Below are 20,213 nucleotides of genomic sequence, written 5' to 3'. Positions count from 1 at the left end.
AATCAGGGGTTGAGTTAATTTTCTTCGGCGACCGAGAGAAGCAGAGTGTTTCCTGGGGCGAGGTATCCGGATTCGAGGGCTTGTGCTCTGAGGCCGCCCCGACCTTCAAATACATTCATAAAATCTGGTCTTTTTAGCAAGTTAGCAGGTCGCTGACAAGGCTCACATAATTCAGTGCCTTTAAAAGCAAGACCACCCAAAGAGAAGGTCTTGCCCACTAGCCCATTGAGCATATCCTCCGAAATGCCACTGATCACGATATTTCTGCGAGTATCGCCATGATCAAAAACTACTTGTTGCTTTGCAAGCAGTTCGTTATTAGCGTTCTCGATAGCAGATAGCGCAATGAGGGAGACATGACGGATCTTGGGTTTCGATTTTGAGAATGCGCCGATACCCAAGGCATAGCGATCACCCACAATTCCTTCGCCGGCAACAATCTCAGCCTGAGTAAGTTGCACCATCGATTCGCCCGCGCGAGAGGCAATATAGATAGAGTGAATTTGCGGTAATGCTTTCATGATGAGAGCATATTACATAAGAAAAAGCCCCGGTAATTTCGGGGCTTAGTACTTAGGCTGCAACAGCCTCAGCGACAGGCGCTGGTAGCAGAGGACGCTTGTTTAGAGCCCTTTGAATCTTTGCCTTCTCTTTAGGCTTAGTACTAGATTCAAGCAATTTCGTGAGTTGAGTAACGGTTAGTGGGCCCAATTTAGCTTTGCCAGTTTTGCTCAGCATGGGATCGTTTTTTCTATTTCTTTGATTTTGGCCAACAGCCATATTTTTTCCTAGAGTCTTGAAATGATGAACCTCTGAGCTTGCTCAGTAGACTCCCCTAAGTAGGGCGCGGAATAGTGATCACAAATCAGAATAACAGCTAAGCAGTCAAGGCGCTATGATTGGATGATGAATATTCCCAATCTTATTTTTGCCGCCATCATGGGCGGACTCATGTCATTGAGTATTACTTTCGCCACTACCTTGGTGCGCGTAGGTTTTGCGCAAAATTTCTTTTGGGTATGGCTGGAGGTTTGGGCGGTCGCCTATCCAGTGGCGATGATTTGCATTTTGATTTATCGTCCGTTCGCAAGCAAACTCACTGCCCGCTTAGTCAAGAGGATTAAAAATGAAGCATCTTAAATATATTGTTTTGCTGAGTATTGTTGGCTTGAGTGCTTGCGCCGCAGTTTATACCGATGCCTCAGACTCAAATCACGTTACTTTTTTGAATAGCGATGGCGAGTCTATTGCCTCACTTACATCAAAGGCTAATGCCTATTGTGCTCAATATGGCAAGACTGCCTCTTTTAGAAAGAGTGACACTCAGTTAGTTACAGTATTTGATTGCAATTGGCCGCAATCAAGCCCACGCTAGATTTAACCAGCGAGGTCAGATTGGTAGATAAGACCTGCATGCTCTCTAAGCGCGTGGAATTGAATGGATTCCCAGCGTTGTTGAGCAACATCTAATTCAGATTTATGGCTGGCCAAAAATACTGAGGCTCCCACAACATCCTCGGCCATACGGTGAATATTTTCTTGAATGAATTTCTTCAGTGCCACAGGATCATCTGAGCTGACCCAGCGGGCTAGGTTGTAGCGGGCGGGCAATAAACGCACTTCTGCACCATATTCAGTTTGCAGGCGATGACTGACCACTTCAAACTGTAACTGCCCAAATGCACCGAGCAGCATCGTGCCGCCAGTCATAGGGCGGAACACCTGAATCGCGCCTTCTTCGCCAAGCTGCATTAAGCCCGTGCGTAATTGTTTTGAGCGCAATGGATCAGCAGACTCCACCATGCGGAAAATCTCAGGCGCAAAAAATGGCAGTCCTGTAAATTGCAATTGCTCTCCCTCGGTGAGCGTATCGCCCAGTCGAAGAAGCCCGTGGTTTGGCAATCCAATAATGTCGCCAGGGAAGGCTTCATCCAAAATATCGCGGCGTTGTGACAAGAAAGACAGCGCATTGTTGGTACGCACTTCTTTGCCATTGCGACAAATCTTCAGTTTCATACCGCGCTGAAAGTGCCCCGAGCAAATACGCAAGAAGGCAACACGATCTCGGTGGGCTGGATCCATATTGGCCTGGATCTTAAACACCACTGCAGAAAATTTATTCTCGGCTGGGCTAACTTCCCGTTGCAATGCTTTGCGTGATCCTGGTGATGGTGCGAGCTCTACTAAGGTGTTGAGAATTTCACGCACACCAAAATTATTAATCGCTGAGCCAAAGAATACCGGTGACTGACGGCCTGCCAAAAAGGCTTCTTTATTAAAAGCAGGCATTGCATTTTTAATCAGGTCGACTTCGGCAAGTGCATTTTCAAGATCAGTGCCTAAGCGCTCTTTTAAGGCCGGATCGTTGACATCAACAATCGCATGAGAATTTTCAGTGACACGATCTTCGCCAGCCTTGAACATGCGCATGTGGGAGTTGGCAATATCAATGACGCCGGCAAATGATTTACCCATGCCTACTGGCCAAGTAAAGGGAACTACCTCAATGCCGAGCGCAGTTTCAATCTCGTCCATCAACTCCATGGGCGGCTTTACTTCACGATCCATTTTGTTGATGAAAGTGACGATCGGTGTGTTGCGTGCGCGACAGACTTCAAGCAGGCGTAAGGTTTGTGATTCAACACCATTGGCAGCATCAATGACCATGAGCGCGGAGTCTACGGCAGTTAATACGCGATAGGTATCTTCAGAGAAATCTTGGTGTCCTGGTGTATCTAAAAGATTAATAATGCAATCGCGATACTCCATTTGCATTACGGAGCTAGCCACGGAAATACCACGTTGTTTTTCAATTTCCATCCAGTCGGATGTTGCATGTCGACTAGCTTTACGGGCTTTTACACTACCTGCAATCTGAATCGCCCCTGCGTACAGAAGGAGTTTTTCGGTAAGTGTGGTCTTGCCAGCGTCTGGGTGAGAGATGATGGCAAAGCTGCGGCGTCTTAAAACTTCTGCGCCGGGAGTGCTGGAGGTGATGGTATCGATGGTAATTCTGCGCTTAATCTAATTGACAGAATTATAAGCGGGCGCAGCTTCTTAGAATTGCTCTTCGGGCCTAACAAAGCGCCACTTTCCGGGGGGTAAGGCGCCCAGCGAAATTCTACCCATACGGACGCGCTTAAGACCTAACACCCTGAGGCCAACCATCTCGCACATACGACGGATTTGACGCTTACGACCCTCTCGTAAAACAAAGCGAAGTTGATCTTCGTTTTGCCAACTAACTTGAGCCGGTTTCAAAACAACGCCATCTAACTCCAGGCCATGTTTTAGTCTATCCAAATCTTCAAAAGAGAGCGCACCTTCGACTCGGACCAAATATTCTTTTTCAATGGGACTGTTTTCGCCAATTAGCAGTTTTGCAATACGACCATCTTGAGTTAATACCAGCATGCCAGTCGAATCAATATCGAGGCGACCAGCGGGCGCTAGGCCACGGGTATTAAAGCGTGGATTACGACCTTTATCGAGTGGGCTAGCAAAGTAGTTATCGGGAGTAATGAGAGAGGCTGCGGGCTGATACTCTTGCTCATCATCAAAGTGAGAGATAAAGCCAACTGGTTTATTCAAAATAACTGTAACTCGAGATGCTTGTTGCGCCTTGGCGCCAGACTGGAGCTCAATCTTTTGGTGACGAAAAGCTCGGGATCCTAGTTCATTGACCACCTCACCATCGACGGTGACCAAACCTTGTTCAATATAAGAGTCTGCTTCACGACGGGAGCATAGACCTAGCTCAGAGAGCAGCTTGGATACGCGTATTTTTTCTTCCATGATTGCATTATCGGGCAAGCTGACAATTTCATCATTTTGCCGGAGGGTATTATTGGGTTTAGATGCCCTATTCGGACGGTGCTATCCATTATGCAAAGGAAGTTCAATTGACACCCACACTAAAAAAGCCTCCAATTTATAAAATCCTTTACTTTCAGGTGCTTGTAGCGGTTGTAGTGGGTGTATTGTTAGGCCACCTATACCCATCCTTGAGTGTAGAGATGAAGCCATTTGGTGATGCCTTCATCAAGGGCATCAAAATGCTGATTGCCCCCATTATCTTTTGCACGGTTGTGTTGGGTATTGCCGGCATGGAAGATATGAAGAAGGTCGGCAAGACGGGTGGCTTAGCCCTGCTCTATTTTGAGGTTGTTAGTACCATCGCGCTGATGGTTGGCTTAATCGTAGTCAATGTCCTCCAGCCGGGTTCGGGCATGCATATTGATCCTGCCAGCTTGGATACCAAGGCTATTGCTGCCTATACGGGTCCAGACAAGATGGCCACGACCACTGAATTCTTGTTAAACATTATTCCCAATACAGTAGTCGATGCTTTTGCAAAAGGAGAAATTTTGCAGGTGCTTTTTGTTGCCGTTTTATTTGGGTTTGCATTGCATAAATTTGGCGGCAGGGGAACGATGGTATTTGACTTGATCGAAAAAACCTCCCATGTTCTTTTTGACATTATTGGCATCGTCATGAAATTTGCCCCTGTTGGTGCTTTTGGTGCAATGGCATTCACGATTGGAAAATATGGAGTGGGCTCTTTATTTTCATTGGGCAAGCTGATGGGCGCGTTTTATATCACCTGCTTACTTTTTGTCTTTGTTGTTCTTGGAATCATTGCGCGCTTCAATGGATTTAACATTTTTAAATTTGTACGCTATATCAAAGAAGAGTTGCTCATTGTTTTAGGAACATCCTCATCGGAGTCGGTTTTGCCGCGCATGATGGAGAAAATGGAGTTGCTAGGCGCCAAGAAAAGCTGCGTCGGTTTAGTCATCCCAACGGGATATTCATTCAATCTTGATGGCACCTCTATTTACTTAACAATGGCAGCGGTATTTATTGCGCAAGCTACAGACACGCCAATGACTATTACGCAGCAAATTACCTTATTGCTAGTTTTGCTTCTGACCTCCAAGGGGGCTGCAGGCATTACTGGTAGTGGCTTTATTGTCTTGGCAGCAACCTTGTCTGCGGTAGGAAATGTGCCTGTTGCAGGCCTTGCCATTATCTTGGGTATCGATCGCTTTATGTCTGAGGCTCGCGCACTAACTAATTTAGTTGGTAACGGTGTGGCAACTATTGTTGTAGCTCGCTGGACCGGTGAGTTAAATCAGCAGCAATTAACAGCTGCACTAAATCGTGATAGTTGGATTGAGGCTCAGGAGCCCGAAGTGATTTTGGATCGTAAGCAAGACAAGATGCACTAATTGTCACCCAGGCCAGATTAAGCTCTAGGTCCTGACAATATGAACGCTACACGGGGCTTCCTCAACAATCTTTGTCATTGAGGTGCGCCATGGCGTGACTTTATTGGGTAGTTTATGAGAGGCGCCAATCAAGATCAGCGAGGCATCGTTGTCCTTGGCAAATTCTACAATGCGGCTAGCTGGATCAAGCGCCTCCAGTACGTGATAGGAAATCCGTTCTGGGGGCAGCTTCAAAGGCTTCGCCCACTCCATGAGTTGTACGAGATGCCCGCGCACAATACCGCTAGCTGTTTCGCTTTCTTGATTGCCTTCAAAAGTGGGTGTGCTAGCAATGGTGCTAATACATACAAGGCGACTTTCGGGATAGGCTAGAAATAAATTCTTTGCAGTTGTTTGCATTCGATCACGCAAGCTCTCATCCGATTGGCGTGTGTCAATCGCAGCAATCATGAGAGGTGCATCGTAATTTCCGACGCTAGGGCGTGGGCTGGGAGAGGGCTCGTAGCCCGCCGCACGGAACATGCGCTTGAGATTTTCCCAAAAGCTCAGAGGGTCAACGCGATCTGCGCGCTCAGTCAAAGTGACGCTCTCATGATCGCGTAGCACTTGACGCAGACGTGCAGCGCTTTGGTAACGATCTGCTGCGCGTGGTTCTAGACAGCGTAAAACAACTTCTTGTAACCAGCGTGGGATCTCTTTGCGGATTGCACGCGGAGGAAAAGCTTGCGCCCACATTCTTTTGCGTAAACCACTCATGCTCTGCGGGTTACCAAACGGGAGCTCTCCCGTTAACAGCTCATACAGGATGACGCCAATAGAAAAAATATCGCTACGGTAATCTGAGCGAATACCCATCACTTGCTCTGGTGCAATATATGGAGCCGAACCGATTCCCTTGCGCATTTCTTCTACAAGTAAGTCAGGGAAGCGTGCATGATGAGATAAGCCAAAATCAATTATGGTGAGCTTGCCTTTTTCATCAATCAAAATATTTTCTGGTTTGATATCTAAATGGATGGCGTCTTGTGCGTGCAAGGACTGCACTGCTTGTGCTAGGTCCGCGCCAATCTGTACAACCTCATCAATCGTAAAAACCTTACCTTCTTTGATGAGATCCTCAAGTGGCCTACCTTCCACTCTTTCCATTGCAATATAGGGACGGGTTGCCATATTGCCGGAGCCGAGATACTTGGGGACATAGGGGCTCTTTAGTGAGCGCAAAATCGTGAGCTCAGTCTCAAAGCCAATTAGACTTTCTACCGGTTGATCGCGACCCACCCTAGGAATCTTCAGAAGAATAGGAACATCGACGCCTTCTTTAGTTGCGGAGTATAGGCTGGCCATACCACCGCGATGAACCTCGGGACCTAGTACAAATCCATCAACAACTTTGCCTTCCTGGAAAATATCATCAACCGCTTCAATATCAGTATTGATCGACATAGGAAAATTATTTTCCAGTAATGAGGCGGTTAGCAAGGTCTTCGGGCAATCCAGCGCGACGAACTTTGTCTGCAGCGGTGAATTGATCATAGGGAGTGCGGTGAAAAGTAAGCGCCTCTAACGCTGGCTCGAAGACAGCAAAGCAAGCCTCAGGATTTCCATCTCGTGGCTGACCAAGCGAACCCACTACGCTAACCCATTGGCGATGGTTCATGACAGGAATTTCATCGCCAGGATGTGGTGAAAAACGAATGAGCTTACCAACGGCGCTTTGATAGAACAGGGCTTGCTCATGCGCGTGACCAACAAAAGTGTATGTCTTGCCTGAGCTTTGAACGCAACGCCACGCACTCATGCTGTCAGTAATGTAATTCCAGTCTGCGGGATTGTGAGCTGATGCATGAACAAAACACATCGCCTCCTCTTGAACGATGAGCGGCAAATCTTTCAGGAATTGAACTTGAGTGGAATTCAGCTGTGCCTTGGTCCACTCGATTGCTGCATTTGCACTGGCATTCATTTGGTGGCGGTGGTCTTCAAATACTGCTTGATCATGATTGCCTAGTACCGCAATTGCTTTTTTATCAGCAACCAATTCCCCAATACGATCAATCAGAGCGCCGGGATCTGCGTTGTAGCCAACAATATCTCCTAAGAAAACCATGCGGCTTACACCCAACTCTTTTGCCTGCTCCATACAGGCATCAAAAGCTTCTAAATTACTATGTAGATCGGCAAATAGCCCAATGCGTTCAGTCATCCTTTAATGATAGGACAAAAGCGCGTCCAGCAGAAGGCTTAATAGGGGCTGGCTTCGTTAAATGGCCTATTTTTAAAACGCTTATGAACCCAGTAGTATTCGGCGGGTCTCAGTCGTATTTCTTGTTCAAAAATTTGATTTAGCCTTGCGGTGTCAGCTTCAGGATTATCAGTTGGAAAATTCTCAAGAGGCTTTCTAATAGTACAAATGTAGCCAGCCTCATTCTTTTTTAAAGTGGTGACCATCATGCAGACTTGTGCTCCCGTAATCTTGGCAAGACGCGATACAGCAGTGATTGTATTTGTTTGAATATTAAAGAAGGGAACGAAGGCAGAGTCTTTCAGGCCCAGATCAATATCGGGCGCGATGATAATAAAACTGCCCTTGCGGATTTCTCGAATCAACTCAAGCGAGTTTCCCTGGCGATCAATCGAGTTTCCGCCAAAACGATTACGCCACTCAACAATTTTTTTATTGAAAAAGGGGCTTTTCATTCTTTGGAAAAATCCAGAGGTGCGAGGCCAGCCTTTATCTTTTGCAAGCGCACTTAAAATAATGCTGCCCTCGATACCAATAAAATGCATGTTTACTAAGATGCGTGGTTGCCGATCATTGAGATCAACTTCCGACTGAACCTCAATCATGTCGGCAAGCTGTTTTTTACTCCCAAGCCAAATAATACTTTTCTCTACCAGGCTGCGACCTAGTAGTCGCCAATGCTGTTTTCTGAGTCGATCAATTTCCTGATCATTCAGCTCAGGGAAGCACAGCTCTAAATTTTTTTGAACCACCCGATTACGATCGCTAGGAATGTGCGCCGCCAAAAAACCTAAGCCATAGCCAATAGAGACTAGGGTTTTGTATGGTAGCGATACTAGAAATCTGAGGAGTGCCACCCCAGAATAGTTTGAAAAGTTTTTAAACAAAACTAAATTTATTCGGCATCGTAGCGAGATAAGGATTTGGCGTAACGCACATGCATTTCTTCGGTGGAGCTAATAGACATGCCTAAATCATTTACTAAGCCGGTCTCAAGGCGATAGGCCCACCCATGCACAGTGAGATCCTGCCCTCTCGCCCACGCATCTTGAACGATGGTGGTTTCACAAACATTGACTACTTGCTCAATGACATTAAGCTCGCATAAGCGATCTTGACGTTTTGGGCTGGGGATGACTTCGCCGAGATAACGTTCATGCTTTTGATGCACATCCTTGACATGACGCAACCAATTATCAGCAAGTCCAACTCGTTTATCAGTAAGCGCAGCATGCACGCCAGAGCAGCCGTAGTGACCAACTACCAAAATGTGTTTGACCTTTAAAAGGTCGATTGCAAATTGAATCACAGATAAACAGTTCAAATCAGTGTGAACGACGACGTTCGCAACGTTGCGATGAACAAAGAGCTCGCCTGGTAGCAGATTAACAATATCGTTTGCAGGTACACGACTATCCGAGCAACCAATCCAAAGATATTCTGGTGCCTGTTGTGAGACTAGACGCTTAAAAAAATTAGCATCTTTGGCGATCATGGCTTCTGCCCACTCGCGGTTATTGGCAAATAGCTGGTCTAAGGCGTTGGAGTTCTTCATAATCATGATTTGAGTTTAAAGTACTTTAATGATGCCTATTTGGTTAAAACAAACCCCCACTGGCATTGTCCTCAATTTGCATTGCCAGCCGGGCGCAAAGCTGACCAAAGTGGTTGGACTTCATGACGGCTGCCTAAAGATATCGCTACAGGCTCCTGCCCAGGAAAATAAGGCAAATGAGATGCTTTTATCATGGCTTTCCAAGCAGTTGAGAGTGCCACAAAAACAAATTCAACTCTTATCTGGGCAAAGTAGCCGCATTAAAAGGGTGGAGATCTGGGGTTCAATTACCCCAGAGCAAATTATTGAAGTGCTGAGCCCCTAAGGCTTACCAAAAAATTGCCCACAAAATCCCTAAAATGAGCACCCACTTCCCAATGTAATAAACGCCGCGATGCTTTGCTTTCAGCTTTTTAGCTTGCGCTCTAAGGTGATAAAAGTATTTAAAGAGAATGTTGACGAGCCCCACCTTCTCCCCCTCAACGTTTTGGGAGGAGGCTGCACTCATTACGTAGCGACCAAACCAGCGATTTAATAGTTGCACCAATTTAGTGTGAACAGGCCGTTCGACATCACAAAACAAGACAATGCGCTGGTGATCAGTTTCATTGGCAGCAAAGTGGATATAGGTTTCATCAAACATCACGGGCTCACCATCTTTCCAGTAGTAGCGCTCTCCATCCACATCGATAAAGCATTTTGGATCGTTCGGGGTGACAAGGCCAATGTGATAGCGCAGTGAGCCAGCGTAGGGGTCTCTGTGGCGTACTAGCGTTGCTCCAGGGGGTAAGGAGGCAAACATTGCCGCCTTGATCGAGGGGATGGATTTCAGGAGCGCAACGGTTTTGGGGCAATTGAGCTGTGCTGATGGCAATTCTTTCCCATACCAATAGAGGTGAAATCGTTTCCAGCCTGTGCGGAAAAAGGAGTTGAACCCAATATCGTTGTATCCCGTAGCGGCAGCAATTGCGCCATCTGCATTTAAGGCGAGGGCCTCATCACGAATCATTTGCCAATTATCTTGAAGGGGCTTCATTTCAGGAAAATCAGCAACTGGAATAAATGCCCCAGCCTTAGTTTTCGAAAATAAGTACAGCAGGCTATTGATTGGCGCTAAAAGTACTTGGTAATCCGTTAGAGAGCGCACCACACCAAATCGAACATTCCCTCTGAAATAGACATAAATAGCCGAGACAACAAAAATCAGAAAGATAAAGTGACGAAGTTCCATGGAATTTACCAATTAGCGTTAACACTAATATTTTAATTTGTATGGACCGCTATTTCATCCCTATTTTTGTAATGAATATGCTCAAATGTTGATTGGGGTCAAAACTGGCTTACAGGTCATGCACCTAATTAGGGCTGCATGGGGGATTTGTTAAGGAAAATCACATGAATGGATTCATAAAATGGCTTTTAAGCCTTGTATTGATTGGCTTAGCTGGTTTGGCGGCCTATACCTGGATTATGCTTAATTGGAGCTATGGCAGTGGTGAGCGCGCAGGCTATGTCCAGAAGTTTTCCAATCGCGGCTACGTATGTAAAACCTGGGAAGGTGAATTAGCCATGGTTTCTATGCCGGGAACTATGTCAGAAAAATTCCTCTTTACAGTGCGCGAAGATGCTGTGGCGCAAAAAATCAATGCTAATTTGGGTAAAAAAGTTGCCCTGAAATATGATCAGCACATCGGATTGCCTACAAGTTGTTTCGGCGATACCGAGTATTTTGTATCAGATGTGACTGTTATAGAAGAGTAAAAAGTAGTTATAAAAAAATTTGCTGTGATGCAGCTTTATTTTTGTAATTTTTTGTGGTTAAAATCATGTAAGCGCAAGGTGCGCTGATATCAATATCTATAAGGAGCTTCACTTGAACAAAGCAGAACTAATCGCAGCGATTGCTGACGACGCTGAGATCTCAAAAGCCAAAGCTGAATTTGCATTGAATTCTGCTATTGAGCAAATCATTAAAGCTGTTACTAAAGGCGACTCAGTACAACTGATCGGTTTCGGTACTTTTGCTTCTGGTAAGCGCGCTGCACGTATGGGCCGTAACCCAAAAACTGGCGAGCCACTCAAAATTGCTGCTGCTAAAACTGTTAAGTTTTCTGCTGGTAAGGCATTTAAAGATTCAGTTAACAAGCGTAAGAAGTAATTCTTGCATTGTTGATGAAAAAGCCCGGCATGCCGGGCTTTTTTATTTTCACTATTTAGGCAGCAGGCTTGCGAATGCCGCTGCCAAATTTCTAACTCTGCACTAGACGTCGATGACGATGGATGCTCATCAAAATTCCAGCACCAAAACCCAGTGTGACTAGAGCGGTGCCTCCATAGCTAATAAAAGGTAATGGAACGCCCACAACTGGTAATAGGCCACTGACCATGCCAATGTTGACAAAGGCGTAGGTAAAGAAAATCATCGTCACTGATGCGCCAAGTAAGCGGGTAAAAAGATTAGGTGCGCTAGCGGAGATGGCTAGACCTCTTTTAACCAGCGCAAAGAATAGAGCAAGTAAGACGAGGTTGCCTAGCAAACCAAATTCTTCAGAGAAAACAGCAAAGACGAAGTCGGTATGCTTTTCTGGAATAAATTCCAGATGCGCTTGCGTACCCTGAAACCAACCTTTACCAAAAAATCCACCAGAGCCAATTGCAATCATGGATTGAATAGTATGAAAGCCTTTACCAAGAGGGTCGCTACTGGGATCAAGCAAAGTACAGACGCGATGTTTTTGGTAGTTATGAACGAAGGGCCAAACAACATCATGTGCGCAAATAGTGCTGCCAAAAATAATAATCAAGATAATGCCAAAAGCACCGAGGCCAATAAATGGCAGAATCCATTTCCATGGGAGTCCCGCCAAAATAATCACATACATACCCGCAGCGAAAACTAAGAGCGCTGTGCCTAGGTCGGGCTGACGCGCAATCAGGAATACCGGAATCGCAAGAATGATTGCTGCTACTCCATAGTCCCAAGATTTTTGTATACCTTCACGCTTCTGAAAATACCAGGCCAGCATGAGTGGCATTGCAATTTTCATGATCTCGGAAGGCTGAATTACAAAACCAATGTTAAGCCAACGCCTCGCACCTTTTTTAATCAATCCAAACACAGCAACAGCAATGAGTAGTGCAACCCCAATTCCATAAATCCAGACTGCAGCCATCTCCAACCATTTTGGTGGAATACGTGAAACGACCCACATCACTGCAAATGAAAGAGCAAGGTTACGCAGTTCATCTTCAAAACGAACAGGCGTATTCTGACTTGCAGATAAAAATATGATAAATCCAATTCCCGCTAAGCCAAGTAAAATAAGGCCTAGCTGGCGATCAAGCCCGCTAAAAATACTCAGAAATATTTTTTTCGCTTTTCCTATGGCGCTCTTTTCCATTCAGGAATCTCCTTGGGCCATTTACCTTCAAGATAAAAATCAAGTGCTTTACGTGCAATCGGCGCAGCATGCTGTGCTCCGAATCCTGCATTCTCTACAACTAAAGCAATCACAATAGTTGGCTTATCTATGGGAGCAAACGCAACATATAAAGCATGATCTCTTAAAAATTCTGCGGTTGATCCATGGTTGTACTCTTTTGAATTTAAGCTAAAGACTTGAGCCGTTCCTGTTTTACCGCCCGCTTGATATCCAGCACCTTTAAATACGGATGCAGATGTTCCGGAGATGTTCACTTCAAGCATTGCCTTTTTAATCACCTCAATATTCTCCGGGGCAAGATCAATGCGATAGCTTTCTTTCGGAGTTGTAAGAGTACGATTTCTCGTAAATGGATCCTCAATGGCTTTCACCAAGTGCGGCTTCATCACAATGCCATTGTTTGCCAAATTCGCCATTCCATGGGCTAACTGCAAAATAGTGAATGCGTTGTAACCCTGTCCAATTCCAAGAGAAATAGTTTCACCTTCATACCACTTTTGCTGCTCTGGTTTTTTGAAGGTATTTTTCTTCCACTCAGTGGATGGCAGTACGCCTTTGGATTCGCCTTGTAAATCGATGCCAGTGATTTGCCCAAAACCAAATGGCTTCATGAAGTCGTGCATCATATTCACGCCCATGTCGCGCGCAAGTAGGTAGTAGTAAGTGTCGCAAGATTCGACAATTGACTTTTGCATATCGACAATACCGTGCCCACCTTTTTTATCATCGCGGAAGGTGTGATTGCCGAAATCAAAATAACCTGGATCGGAAATAGATTGTGATGGTGTACGCTTTTTGGTTTCTAAAGCAGCCAGTGCCATGAATGGTTTATAGGTTGATCCTGGAGGATAGATTCCTTTGAGGGGGCGGTTATAGAGTGGCTTTTGAGGTGATTCATTCAACTCTTTCCACGTTACCGAATCAATGCCTTCAACAAAATCATTGGGATTAAAATTGGGCTTGGATACAAATGCCAAGATGTCCCCAGTCTCAGGTTCAATCGCAACAAATGCGCCACGGAAATTTCCATAAAGTTGTTCTACTAAATATTGCAGTTTGATATCAACTGACAGCACCACATTTTTTCCGGGGATTGAAGGCGAGCTAGAAAGTGTGCGCACTGGTTTGCCGCCTGCAGTAATTTCTACTTGGTCATATCCTGGCACGCCACGAAGAACTGTTTCGTAACTTTGCTCTAGACCAATCTTGCCAACGTATTGAATGCCTGGCAAAAAAGAGGCCTGCAGAGCATCGGGATCGTCTGCTTTGGAGTTCTCAATTTCGGCCTGCATTTTCTCTTTATCTCTTTGAGAAACGCGCCCAATGTAGCCAATTAAATGGGAGGCTAGCTCGTTGTAGGGGTACTCTCGGAAGCTGCGGGCGCGGATCTCTACCCCGGGGAAGCGATAGCGATTGGCCATAAATCGGGCAGTTTCAGCCTCGGTAAGCATGGATCTGAGTGGAAAAGTGCCCATTTTTCGAGAATCTTCTAGGGAGCGCTTGAAATTGCGGCGGTCCCGCGGAGAAATTAATACGATTTGGGATAGCTCATCAATCAGCTCATCTACGTTTCCCTTAACCTCTGCTGCATTCACATCCAAGGTCAACGCCGAATAGTTTCTGCCAATCACAATGCCATTGCGATCTATGAGAAGACCGCGATTCGCAGGTGCTGGAACTAGGGCAATACGATTATTTTCTGCGAGCAGGGCATATTTGCCATGACTCACCATTTGCAGCCACACTAGACGGGTGATGAGCAATAGGAAGCAGAAAGTGACAAACAGGGTCGCAATATGTATGCGCTCTTGAAAGGAGTCGAGGTCTGGTTTTTTAAACGAAACCATGGCGCTACTTAAATTGGACGGTTGTGATCAACGTCAATAGGACGACGTTGAGGTGACAACAAGATGCGCGTTGCTAAAGGCCACAGTAATGCCTCAATTAGAGCCTGAATAGCACCAGTTAAAGCCCACCAATAAATCTCACCACTTAATAGCCAATGAGCCAGCACTGGAAATAAGGAAACTAATAAGAAGATGGGTAGTAAATGCAGGGCTTGCGTTAAAACTGTCAAGGCAATGATGCGGCGATGCCAAGAGATGGCGATATATGCCACTAATGAGTAGCTAAATGCGTGAAGGCCCAATAAGTCAGAGTTGTGGACGTCCATCAGCATACCAAGAATGAATGCAATGATGACGCCAACATAGCGATGCTGGTGAATATTCCAGAACACGATGCAAATAATGAGCCAGTCAGGAACCCAGCCGTAATTTCCAATAGGCAACAGGTTGAGTAGTAGCGCACAAAACAGACTGAAGTAAATAAAGACCGGACTGACCGGGCGCAGGATATAGCCGCTTTGAAAGTCGATCATTGCATTCCTCGCGCACGAGTTTGGCGACGACCTGGAGTATTAGTCAGTGGTGCGCCAGGCTTACTACTTGCGGCAGATGCTTTGGCATCCCATTGCGGATCGTAAAGCAGGGCTAAGGCCTGGCGATAGCGATTGACTGGCGCAACTGGCTCACAAAAAACGTTTGATGAGTTTTTATCTGCATTGCGTTCAATGCGACTAATTACGGCTACCGCAAACCCAGGAGGGTAGATGCCATCGATACCAGAGGTAATCAATACATCGCCCACTTCTAAATCGCTGGCCACGGGAAGGTAGCGAAGCTCAAGTGGATTGCCGCGACCTGCGCCAAAAACAGCGGCCCTTAAGCCGTTGCGTGCAACTTGAACTGGTACTGCAAAGTCACGATCTTCTAGTAGCGATACTTCTGCAGAGCGATCATAAATACGCACCACTTGGCCCAAGATGCCTGAATCATTCGCAATGGGATTGCCCAGCTTAAGGCCATCATCGCTCCCACGGTTAATCACAATGCGTTGAGAAATTGGATTGGGTGGATTAAATAAAATTTCGACTGGTAATGTTTTGAAAGGCACCTGCTTTTGCAAGTCCATCAACTGACGGAGATTTTGGTTTTCTAGAAGCAGAAACTCAGATTGATTTGCAAGCAAAGAAAGCTCTGCTTGACGCACTTTCATTTCTTGATTTTCTTTATCAAGCGTTCCGCGTGTTGTGAAATATTCAGAGCTGGCATCGTATGCATTGCGCGGCATCATCATCACATACTCTAAAGGACGCAATAACCAATTGACGTTATTGCGAATCGGATCAAGTGCTTTAAAACGAAAATCGATCAACATCAATGCGATGCTGATCGATAGACAGACAATCAGTTTGACTAAAGCTGGAACGCCTTGTCTGAAAAGAGGAGGAGCGCTATGTTGCAATTCCCTAATCGACGCTTAAGTCAATTACTCTTGTGAGAACACGCCACCCAGCTTGTCCATGCGCTCTAAGGCAATACCGCAACCACGAGCGACGCAAGTGAGGGGATCTTCTGCAACATGAATAGGCAGGCCAGTTTCTTCCAGCAACAAGCGATCAAGGTCACGCAATAGTGCGCCACCGCCGGTCAGCATCATGCCGCGTTCGGCGATATCAGATGCAAGCTCAGGAGGAATTTGCTCTAAGGCCGCTTTTACTGCAGTCACGATTTGATTTAATGGATCAGTCAAGGCTTCGAGTACTTCATTGCTTGTCACAGTGAAGCTACGTGGAATGCCTTCAGAAAGATTGCGACCCTTAACCTCCATCTCGCGGACTTCTTGTCCCGGGAATGCAGAACCAATTGTCTTCTTAATCAACTCAGCAGTTTGTTCGCCGATCAACATGCCGTAGTTACGGCGGATGTAATTGGTGATTGCTTCATCAAACTTATCGCCACCAACACGAACAGAGCCTTTATAAACCATGCCGCCTAATGACATCACGCCAACTTCAGTTGTACCGCCACCGATGTCAACAACCATCGAACCAGCCGCTTCAGAAACTGGCAGACCTGCACCAATTGCAGCAGCCATTGGTTCTTCAATTAAAAATACTTGGGATGCGCCTGCACCTAATGCAGATTCGCGAATTGCGCGACGCTCAACTTGAGTGGATCCACAAGGAACGCAAATGATGATGCGTGGACTAGGCTTTAAAAGCTTGCTCTCATGCACCATTTTGATAAATTGCTTGAGCATTTGCTCGGTAATCGTGAAATCGGCAATAACGCCGTCTTTCATCGGACGAATAGCCTCAATATTTCCAGGAACACGTCCCAACATGGCTTTTGCTTCTTTTCCGACTGCCAAAATGGTCTTTTTGCCATTTGGGCCGCCTTCAGTGCGAATTGCCACGACTGACGGTTCATCAAGCACAATACCCCGTTCACGCATGTAAATTAAGGTGTTAGCGGTACCTAGGTCGATGGCCAGGTCATTAGAAAAGTAGCTGCGGAAAAAACCAAACATGATGTAGTGGGAAAATAAGTAAGTGTTAAAAAATATATATAGGAATGATACTCTAGCGCCCCATGAAACTTGATGATGTCCAGCGCATTGCGCACCTTTCCAGCCTTGAGTTAAGTCAGGCAGAAGCCGAGGCAGTATTGCCCCAATTACAGGCCGTTTTTGCCTTGGTTGAGGAGATGCAGGCTGTCGATACGAGCGGTCTTGCCCCTTTAGCTCACCCCATCCTCTTTTTGCGTGATTTGGCGCAACCCCTGCGTAGTGATGCAGTGACGGAAACCGACCATCGTGCTGAAAATATGCAATCTGCCCCTGCCGTGCAGGATGGCTACTTCTTAGTTCCGCGGGTGATCGAATGAGTTGGCACCAAACCCCCATCGCGCTAATGGCCAAAGCCTTGGCTGCTAAAGAGGTCTCCAGTACTGAGCTGACCAAGTACTTTCTCGACCGTATTGAAGCTGGAAAGCACTGGAACGCATATCTTGATGTAAGTGCTCACTTAAGTTTAGAGCAAGCATCTAAAGCAGATGCATTATTAGCATCGGGCAAGGCTGGAAAATTGACAGGCATTCCTGTTGCCCATAAAGATGTCTTTGTAACCCGTGGTTGGAAGTCCACTGCCGCATCCAAAATGCTCGAGGGTTACCTCAGTCCATTTGATGCCACAGTAGTCGCAAATCTCGGAATTCCGGATGAATTGAATCCCAATGGAGCCGGCATGGTTTGCCTTGGCAAAACCAATATGGACGAGTTTGCGATGGGTTCCTCGAATGAAAATTCAGCCTATGGCCCAGTCTTAAATCCCTGGAATTCAGAATATGTTGCTGGCGGATCTTCTGGAGGTTCTGCAGCGGCAGTAGCCGCAGGATTAGCCCCAATTGCAACAGGTACAGATACTGGGGGCTCAATACGTCAGCCTGCTGCTTTTTGCGGATTAACTGGAATCAAGCCAAGTTATGGGCGCGTTTCTCGTTACGGGATGATTGCTTATGCCTCTTCACTCGATCAGGCTGGTCCAATGGGCAAGACCGCAGAAGACTGCGCTCTATTGCTCACAGCCATGTCATCACATGATCCACGAGACTCGACATCCTTGGCTGATTCTGGAGAGGATTACAGTCGCTATCTCACGCAGTCCTGGAAAGAGGGCGGTTCTAATTCAGCAAATCCATTAGAAGGGTTGCGCGTCGGCCTGCCAAAAGAATTCTTCGCAGAAGGACTTGCGCCCGAAGTCGCTAATGCAGTTAATGCTGCCGCAAAAGCCTTGCAAGATTTAGGCGCAGAGTTGCTTGAAGTAAGCCTCCCTAAAACCAAGTTATCTATTCCGGTGTATTACGTTTTAGCGCCTGCCGAGGCTTCAAGTAATTTGAGTCGCTTTGATGGTGTGCGCTATGGTCATCGCGCAAATGAATATCGTGATTTATCCGATATGTACAAGAAGTCTCGTACCGAAGGTTTTGGTGCAGAGGTAAAGCGTCGCATTTTGGTTGGTACCTATGTGCTTTGTCATGGCTACTACGATGCTTATTACTTACAGGCTCAAAAAATTCGTCGCATCATTGCAGCCGATTTTCAGGCAGCATTTGAAAAGTGCGATGTCATCTTAGGACCAGTTGCACCCGATGTTGCATGGCGCTTAGGTGAAAAATCAAAAGATCCAGTGCAAATGTACTTAGAGGATATTTACACGCTCTCAACCAATCTAGCAGGACTGCCGGCGATGAGTGTTCCTTGCGGCTTTAATTCAAGCAAGCTGCCAATCGGCATGCAGCTCATTGGGAATTATTTTTCTGAAGCACGCTTACTTCAAGTGGCGCACCAATATCAGCAAAATAGCGACTGGCATTTGCGTCAAGCAAGCGAGGTGGCATGATGCAGTGGGAAATCGTTATTGGTCTAGAGACTCACGCGCAGTTACAGACGCAATCCAAAATTTTTAGTGGTGCGAGTACGCGTTTTGGTGCAGGCCCCAATACACAAGCCTGTGCTGTTGACTTAGCGTTGCCAGGGGTTTTGCCTGTGCTGAACCGCCAAGCAGTTGAGCATGCCATTCGTTTTGGTCTGGCAGTGAATGCCAAGATTTCGCCTGCAAGTATTTTTGCGCGTAAGAATTACTTCTATCCCGACCTACCAAAGGGCTACCAGATTAGCCAGATGGATCTACCTGTAGTTGTGGGCGGTCATCTTGAAATCTTAGTCGGCGATCAAGTCAAAGTAGTTGAGCTCACGCGCGCCCACATGGAAGAGGACGCAGGTAAGTCGGTTCACGAAGAAGGCTTCTTGGGGCCGCACGGCGAAGCATCTAGTGGCATCGATTTAAATCGTGCCGGCACACCATTGCTAGAAATTGTGACTGAGCCAGTGATGCGCAGCGCAGCTGAAGCGGTGGCTTATGCCAAAGCACTTCATACCTTAGTAGTTTGGCTTGGGGTGTGTGATGGCAATATGCAAGAAGGCTCTTTCCGTTGCGATGCCAACGTATCTGTTCGACCTGTAGGCCAAAAAGAATTTGGCACTCGTTGCGAAATTAAGAACTTGAATTCCTTCCGCTTCTTAGAAGAAGCGATTCAATATGAAGTGCGTCGTCAAATTGAATTAATAGAAGATGGCGGCACAGTCGTACAAGAAACCCGTTTATACGATCCTGATCGTCAAGAAACCCGGAGCATGCGCAGTAAAGAGGATGCTAATGACTATCGCTATTTCCCGGATCCTGATCTATTGCCGGTGGTGATTGATGACGCATGGATTGCTGATGTACGCAGCAAGATGCCGGCATTACCAGCACAGCTACGAGAGCAATGGCAAAGTGAATTTGGCTTGAGCGCCTACGACACACAATTGCTTACACAAGATCGCGATACTGCCAAGGTATTTGAAGAGCTGCTTGCGATTGTTGGTAAGCCTCTGGCAAAGGCTGCGGCTAATTTGATTGCAGGTGAGTTTGCTTCATCACTGAATCGTGCCGGTATTGCTACTTCAGCTGCACCCTTGAAAGCGGAGCATTTGGCGCCGTTATTAACCCGCGTTGCAGATGGCACTATTTCTAACAAGATTGCAAAAGACATCTTTGCAATTCTGTGGGAAGAGGCCATCGCAGGTAAGGCTATTAGTACTGTTGATCAAGTGATTGACGCTAAGGGTTTGAAGCAGATTAGCGATAGTGGTGAGCTTGAAGCCCTGATCGATAAGGTATTGGCAGCTAACGAGAAGTCGGTAGAAGAGTTCCGTTCTGGTAAAGAAAAAGCATTTAATGCTTTGGTGGGCCAGATCATGAAAGCTTCGCAAGGTAAAGCCAATCCAGGCCAAGTAAATGAGTTGCTGCGTAAGAAGCTGAGCTAAATAGTTAAATAAAAAATAAGCGAGAAAGA

General features: G+C 46.3%; 23 protein-coding genes. 9 read left to right on the top strand and 14 right to left on the bottom strand.

The window, feature by feature from the left end; genetic code table 11:
• Positions 1-14: 14 nt before the first annotated feature.
• On the bottom strand, positions 15-521 hold the full coding sequence (locus AOC19_RS09110) for an MOSC domain-containing protein (protein WP_251368027.1): 507 nt from the start codon (positions 519-521) through the stop codon (positions 15-17).
• Positions 522-573: 52 nt separating this feature from the next.
• Positions 574-780, bottom strand: coding sequence for a hypothetical protein (locus AOC19_RS09105; protein ID WP_215376289.1), 207 nt, complete (start codon positions 778-780; stop codon positions 574-576).
• A gap of 123 nt (positions 781-903) precedes the next feature.
• Between AOC19_RS09105 and AOC19_RS09100 the strand changes: the two genes are divergently transcribed.
• Positions 904-1,140, top strand: a complete 237-nt coding sequence (locus AOC19_RS09100; RefSeq protein ID WP_215376286.1) for a DUF2798 domain-containing protein — start codon at positions 904-906, stop codon at positions 1,138-1,140.
• Positions 1,127-1,375, top strand: coding sequence for a hypothetical protein (locus AOC19_RS09095; protein WP_215376283.1), 249 nt, complete (start codon positions 1,127-1,129; stop codon positions 1,373-1,375). The genes AOC19_RS09100 and AOC19_RS09095 overlap by 14 nt, the downstream gene beginning before the upstream one ends.
• Before the next feature lie 2 nt (positions 1,376-1,377).
• Here the strand turns inward: AOC19_RS09095 and AOC19_RS09090 are convergent, their stop codons facing one another.
• Together AOC19_RS09090 and AOC19_RS09085 are read right to left on the bottom strand one after the other, a co-directional pair.
• On the bottom strand, positions 1,378-2,997 hold the full coding sequence (locus AOC19_RS09090; RefSeq protein WP_435367693.1) for a peptide chain release factor 3: 1,620 nt from the start codon (positions 2,995-2,997) through the stop codon (positions 1,378-1,380).
• A gap of 60 nt (positions 2,998-3,057) precedes the next feature.
• A complete protein-coding gene (locus AOC19_RS09085; protein WP_215376280.1) occupies positions 3,058-3,795 on the bottom strand; it encodes a pseudouridine synthase in 738 nt (245 codons plus the stop codon).
• 62 nt (positions 3,796-3,857) lie between these two features.
• Between AOC19_RS09085 and AOC19_RS09080 the strand changes: the two genes are divergently transcribed.
• A complete protein-coding gene (locus AOC19_RS09080) occupies positions 3,858-5,231 on the top strand; it encodes a dicarboxylate/amino acid:cation symporter (protein ID WP_215376277.1) in 1,374 nt (457 codons plus the stop codon).
• A 24-nt stretch (positions 5,232-5,255) separates the two neighbouring features.
• Here AOC19_RS09080 and AOC19_RS09075 read toward each other — a convergent pair whose 3' ends face one another.
• The 4 genes from AOC19_RS09075 to can are packed head-to-tail and all read right to left on the bottom strand — an operon-like array spanning position 5,256 to position 9,034.
• On the bottom strand, positions 5,256-6,674 hold the full coding sequence (locus tag AOC19_RS09075) for a serine/threonine protein kinase (protein ID WP_215376274.1): 1,419 nt from the start codon (positions 6,672-6,674) through the stop codon (positions 5,256-5,258).
• A gap of 7 nt (positions 6,675-6,681) precedes the next feature.
• Positions 6,682-7,434: a metallophosphoesterase family protein gene (locus AOC19_RS09070; RefSeq protein ID WP_215376272.1), complete on the bottom strand. Its 753-nt coding sequence runs from the start codon at positions 7,432-7,434 to the stop codon at positions 6,682-6,684.
• A gap of 38 nt (positions 7,435-7,472) precedes the next feature.
• Positions 7,473-8,360 carry a lipid A biosynthesis acyltransferase gene (locus AOC19_RS09065; RefSeq protein ID WP_215376269.1) on the bottom strand — a complete coding sequence of 296 codons (888 nt, stop codon included), beginning with the start codon at positions 8,358-8,360 and terminating at the stop codon, positions 7,473-7,475.
• Between the two features lie 8 nt (positions 8,361-8,368).
• On the bottom strand, positions 8,369-9,034 hold the full coding sequence (can, locus tag AOC19_RS09060; RefSeq protein WP_215376266.1) for a carbonate dehydratase: 666 nt from the start codon (positions 9,032-9,034) through the stop codon (positions 8,369-8,371).
• Between the two features lie 22 nt (positions 9,035-9,056).
• Between can and AOC19_RS09055 the strand changes: the two genes are divergently transcribed.
• The gene (locus AOC19_RS09055) at positions 9,057-9,353 is read left to right on the top strand and encodes a DUF167 domain-containing protein (protein WP_215376263.1); all 297 of its coding nucleotides are present in this window, start codon (positions 9,057-9,059) and stop codon (positions 9,351-9,353) included.
• 3 nt (positions 9,354-9,356) lie between these two features.
• On the opposite strand, the gene AOC19_RS09050 is transcribed toward AOC19_RS09055, so the two are convergent.
• On the bottom strand, positions 9,357-10,259 hold the full coding sequence (locus AOC19_RS09050; protein ID WP_215376260.1) for an aspartyl/asparaginyl beta-hydroxylase domain-containing protein: 903 nt from the start codon (positions 10,257-10,259) through the stop codon (positions 9,357-9,359).
• A 164-nt stretch (positions 10,260-10,423) separates the two neighbouring features.
• Here AOC19_RS09050 and AOC19_RS09045 point away from each other — a divergent pair, with 164 nt between their 5' ends.
• Both AOC19_RS09045 and AOC19_RS09040 read left to right on the top strand, forming a co-directional pair.
• Positions 10,424-10,789: a hypothetical protein gene (locus AOC19_RS09045; RefSeq protein ID WP_215376257.1), complete on the top strand. Its 366-nt coding sequence runs from the start codon at positions 10,424-10,426 to the stop codon at positions 10,787-10,789.
• A 94-nt stretch (positions 10,790-10,883) separates the two neighbouring features.
• Positions 10,884-11,186 (top strand): HU family DNA-binding protein, encoded by a 303-nt coding sequence (locus AOC19_RS09040; protein ID WP_353055748.1) that lies wholly within the window; start codon positions 10,884-10,886, stop codon positions 11,184-11,186.
• Between the two features lie 91 nt (positions 11,187-11,277).
• Here AOC19_RS09040 and rodA read toward each other — a convergent pair whose 3' ends face one another.
• Genes rodA through AOC19_RS09015 form a run of 5 tightly spaced genes read right to left on the bottom strand, consistent with a single transcriptional unit; the run spans position 11,278 to position 16,845 of the window.
• Positions 11,278-12,429 carry a rod shape-determining protein RodA gene (rodA, locus tag AOC19_RS09035; RefSeq protein ID WP_215376255.1) on the bottom strand — a complete coding sequence of 384 codons (1,152 nt, stop codon included), beginning with the start codon at positions 12,427-12,429 and terminating at the stop codon, positions 11,278-11,280.
• Positions 12,411-14,318 carry a penicillin-binding protein 2 gene (mrdA, locus tag AOC19_RS09030; RefSeq protein WP_215376253.1) on the bottom strand — a complete coding sequence of 636 codons (1,908 nt, stop codon included), beginning with the start codon at positions 14,316-14,318 and terminating at the stop codon, positions 12,411-12,413. The genes rodA and mrdA overlap by 19 nt, the downstream gene beginning before the upstream one ends.
• Before the next feature lie 8 nt (positions 14,319-14,326).
• Positions 14,327-14,851: a rod shape-determining protein MreD gene (gene mreD / locus AOC19_RS09025; protein ID WP_215376250.1), complete on the bottom strand. Its 525-nt coding sequence runs from the start codon at positions 14,849-14,851 to the stop codon at positions 14,327-14,329.
• On the bottom strand, positions 14,848-15,777 hold the full coding sequence (gene mreC / locus AOC19_RS09020) for a rod shape-determining protein MreC (RefSeq protein ID WP_215376247.1): 930 nt from the start codon (positions 15,775-15,777) through the stop codon (positions 14,848-14,850). Before mreC ends, mreD begins: the two co-directional genes overlap by 4 nt.
• A 24-nt stretch (positions 15,778-15,801) precedes the next feature.
• The gene (locus tag AOC19_RS09015; RefSeq protein WP_015422176.1) at positions 15,802-16,845 is read right to left on the bottom strand and encodes a rod shape-determining protein; all 1,044 of its coding nucleotides are present in this window, start codon (positions 16,843-16,845) and stop codon (positions 15,802-15,804) included.
• A 62-nt stretch (positions 16,846-16,907) separates the two neighbouring features.
• On the opposite strand from AOC19_RS09015, the gene gatC reads away from it, so the two are divergent.
• From gatC to gatB, 3 genes are read left to right on the top strand one after another with little or no spacing between them, the layout of a single operon-like run.
• Positions 16,908-17,201 (top strand): Asp-tRNA(Asn)/Glu-tRNA(Gln) amidotransferase subunit GatC, encoded by a 294-nt coding sequence (gene gatC / locus AOC19_RS09010; RefSeq protein WP_215376244.1) that lies wholly within the window; start codon positions 16,908-16,910, stop codon positions 17,199-17,201.
• The gene (gatA, locus tag AOC19_RS09005; RefSeq protein ID WP_215376242.1) at positions 17,198-18,715 is read left to right on the top strand and encodes an Asp-tRNA(Asn)/Glu-tRNA(Gln) amidotransferase subunit GatA; all 1,518 of its coding nucleotides are present in this window, start codon (positions 17,198-17,200) and stop codon (positions 18,713-18,715) included. Before gatC ends, gatA begins: the two co-directional genes overlap by 4 nt.
• Entirely contained in the window at positions 18,712-20,184 is a 1,473-nt protein-coding gene (gene gatB, locus AOC19_RS09000; protein WP_215376239.1) for an Asp-tRNA(Asn)/Glu-tRNA(Gln) amidotransferase subunit GatB, read from the top strand. Before gatA ends, gatB begins: the two co-directional genes overlap by 4 nt.
• The last annotated feature ends 29 nt before the right edge of the window (positions 20,185-20,213 follow it).

The sequence above is a fragment of the Polynucleobacter asymbioticus genome (genome assembly GCF_018687575.1).
GTDB lineage: Bacteria > Pseudomonadota > Gammaproteobacteria > Burkholderiales > Burkholderiaceae > Polynucleobacter > Polynucleobacter asymbioticus_C.
The sequence above is the reverse complement of the archived record's forward strand: the minus strand, read 5'-3'. Positions and strand labels throughout refer to the sequence as shown.

Coding starts and splice junctions, on each gene's coding strand:
- AOC19_RS09110 (WP_251368027.1), bottom strand. CDS start 521: ATGAAAGCATTACCGCAAATTCACTCTATCTATATTGCCTCTCGCGCG.
- AOC19_RS09105 (WP_215376289.1), bottom strand. CDS start 780: ATGGCTGTTGGCCAAAATCAAAGAAATAGAAAAAACGATCCCATGCTG.
- AOC19_RS09100 (WP_215376286.1), top strand. CDS start 904: ATGATGAATATTCCCAATCTTATTTTTGCCGCCATCATGGGCGGACTC.
- AOC19_RS09095 (WP_215376283.1), top strand. CDS start 1,127: ATGAAGCATCTTAAATATATTGTTTTGCTGAGTATTGTTGGCTTGAGT.
- AOC19_RS09085 (WP_215376280.1), bottom strand. CDS start 3,795: ATGGAAGAAAAAATACGCGTATCCAAGCTGCTCTCTGAGCTAGGTCTA.
- AOC19_RS09080 (WP_215376277.1), top strand. CDS start 3,858: ATGCCCTATTCGGACGGTGCTATCCATTATGCAAAGGAAGTTCAATTG.
- AOC19_RS09075 (WP_215376274.1), bottom strand. CDS start 6,674: ATGTCGATCAATACTGATATTGAAGCGGTTGATGATATTTTCCAGGAA.
- AOC19_RS09070 (WP_215376272.1), bottom strand. CDS start 7,434: ATGACTGAACGCATTGGGCTATTTGCCGATCTACATAGTAATTTAGAA.
- can (WP_215376266.1), bottom strand. CDS start 9,034: ATGATTATGAAGAACTCCAACGCCTTAGACCAGCTATTTGCCAATAAC.
- AOC19_RS09055 (WP_215376263.1), top strand. CDS start 9,057: ATGATGCCTATTTGGTTAAAACAAACCCCCACTGGCATTGTCCTCAAT.
- AOC19_RS09050 (WP_215376260.1), bottom strand. CDS start 10,259: ATGGAACTTCGTCACTTTATCTTTCTGATTTTTGTTGTCTCGGCTATT.
- AOC19_RS09045 (WP_215376257.1), top strand. CDS start 10,424: ATGAATGGATTCATAAAATGGCTTTTAAGCCTTGTATTGATTGGCTTA.
- rodA (WP_215376255.1), bottom strand. CDS start 12,429: ATGGAAAAGAGCGCCATAGGAAAAGCGAAAAAAATATTTCTGAGTATT.
- mrdA (WP_215376253.1), bottom strand. CDS start 14,318: ATGGTTTCGTTTAAAAAACCAGACCTCGACTCCTTTCAAGAGCGCATA.
- mreD (WP_215376250.1), bottom strand. CDS start 14,851: ATGATCGACTTTCAAAGCGGCTATATCCTGCGCCCGGTCAGTCCGGTC.
- AOC19_RS09015 (WP_015422176.1), bottom strand. CDS start 16,845: ATGTTTGGTTTTTTCCGCAGCTACTTTTCTAATGACCTGGCCATCGAC.
- gatC (WP_215376244.1), top strand. CDS start 16,908: ATGAAACTTGATGATGTCCAGCGCATTGCGCACCTTTCCAGCCTTGAG.
- gatA (WP_215376242.1), top strand. CDS start 17,198: ATGAGTTGGCACCAAACCCCCATCGCGCTAATGGCCAAAGCCTTGGCT.
- gatB (WP_215376239.1), top strand. CDS start 18,712: ATGATGCAGTGGGAAATCGTTATTGGTCTAGAGACTCACGCGCAGTTA.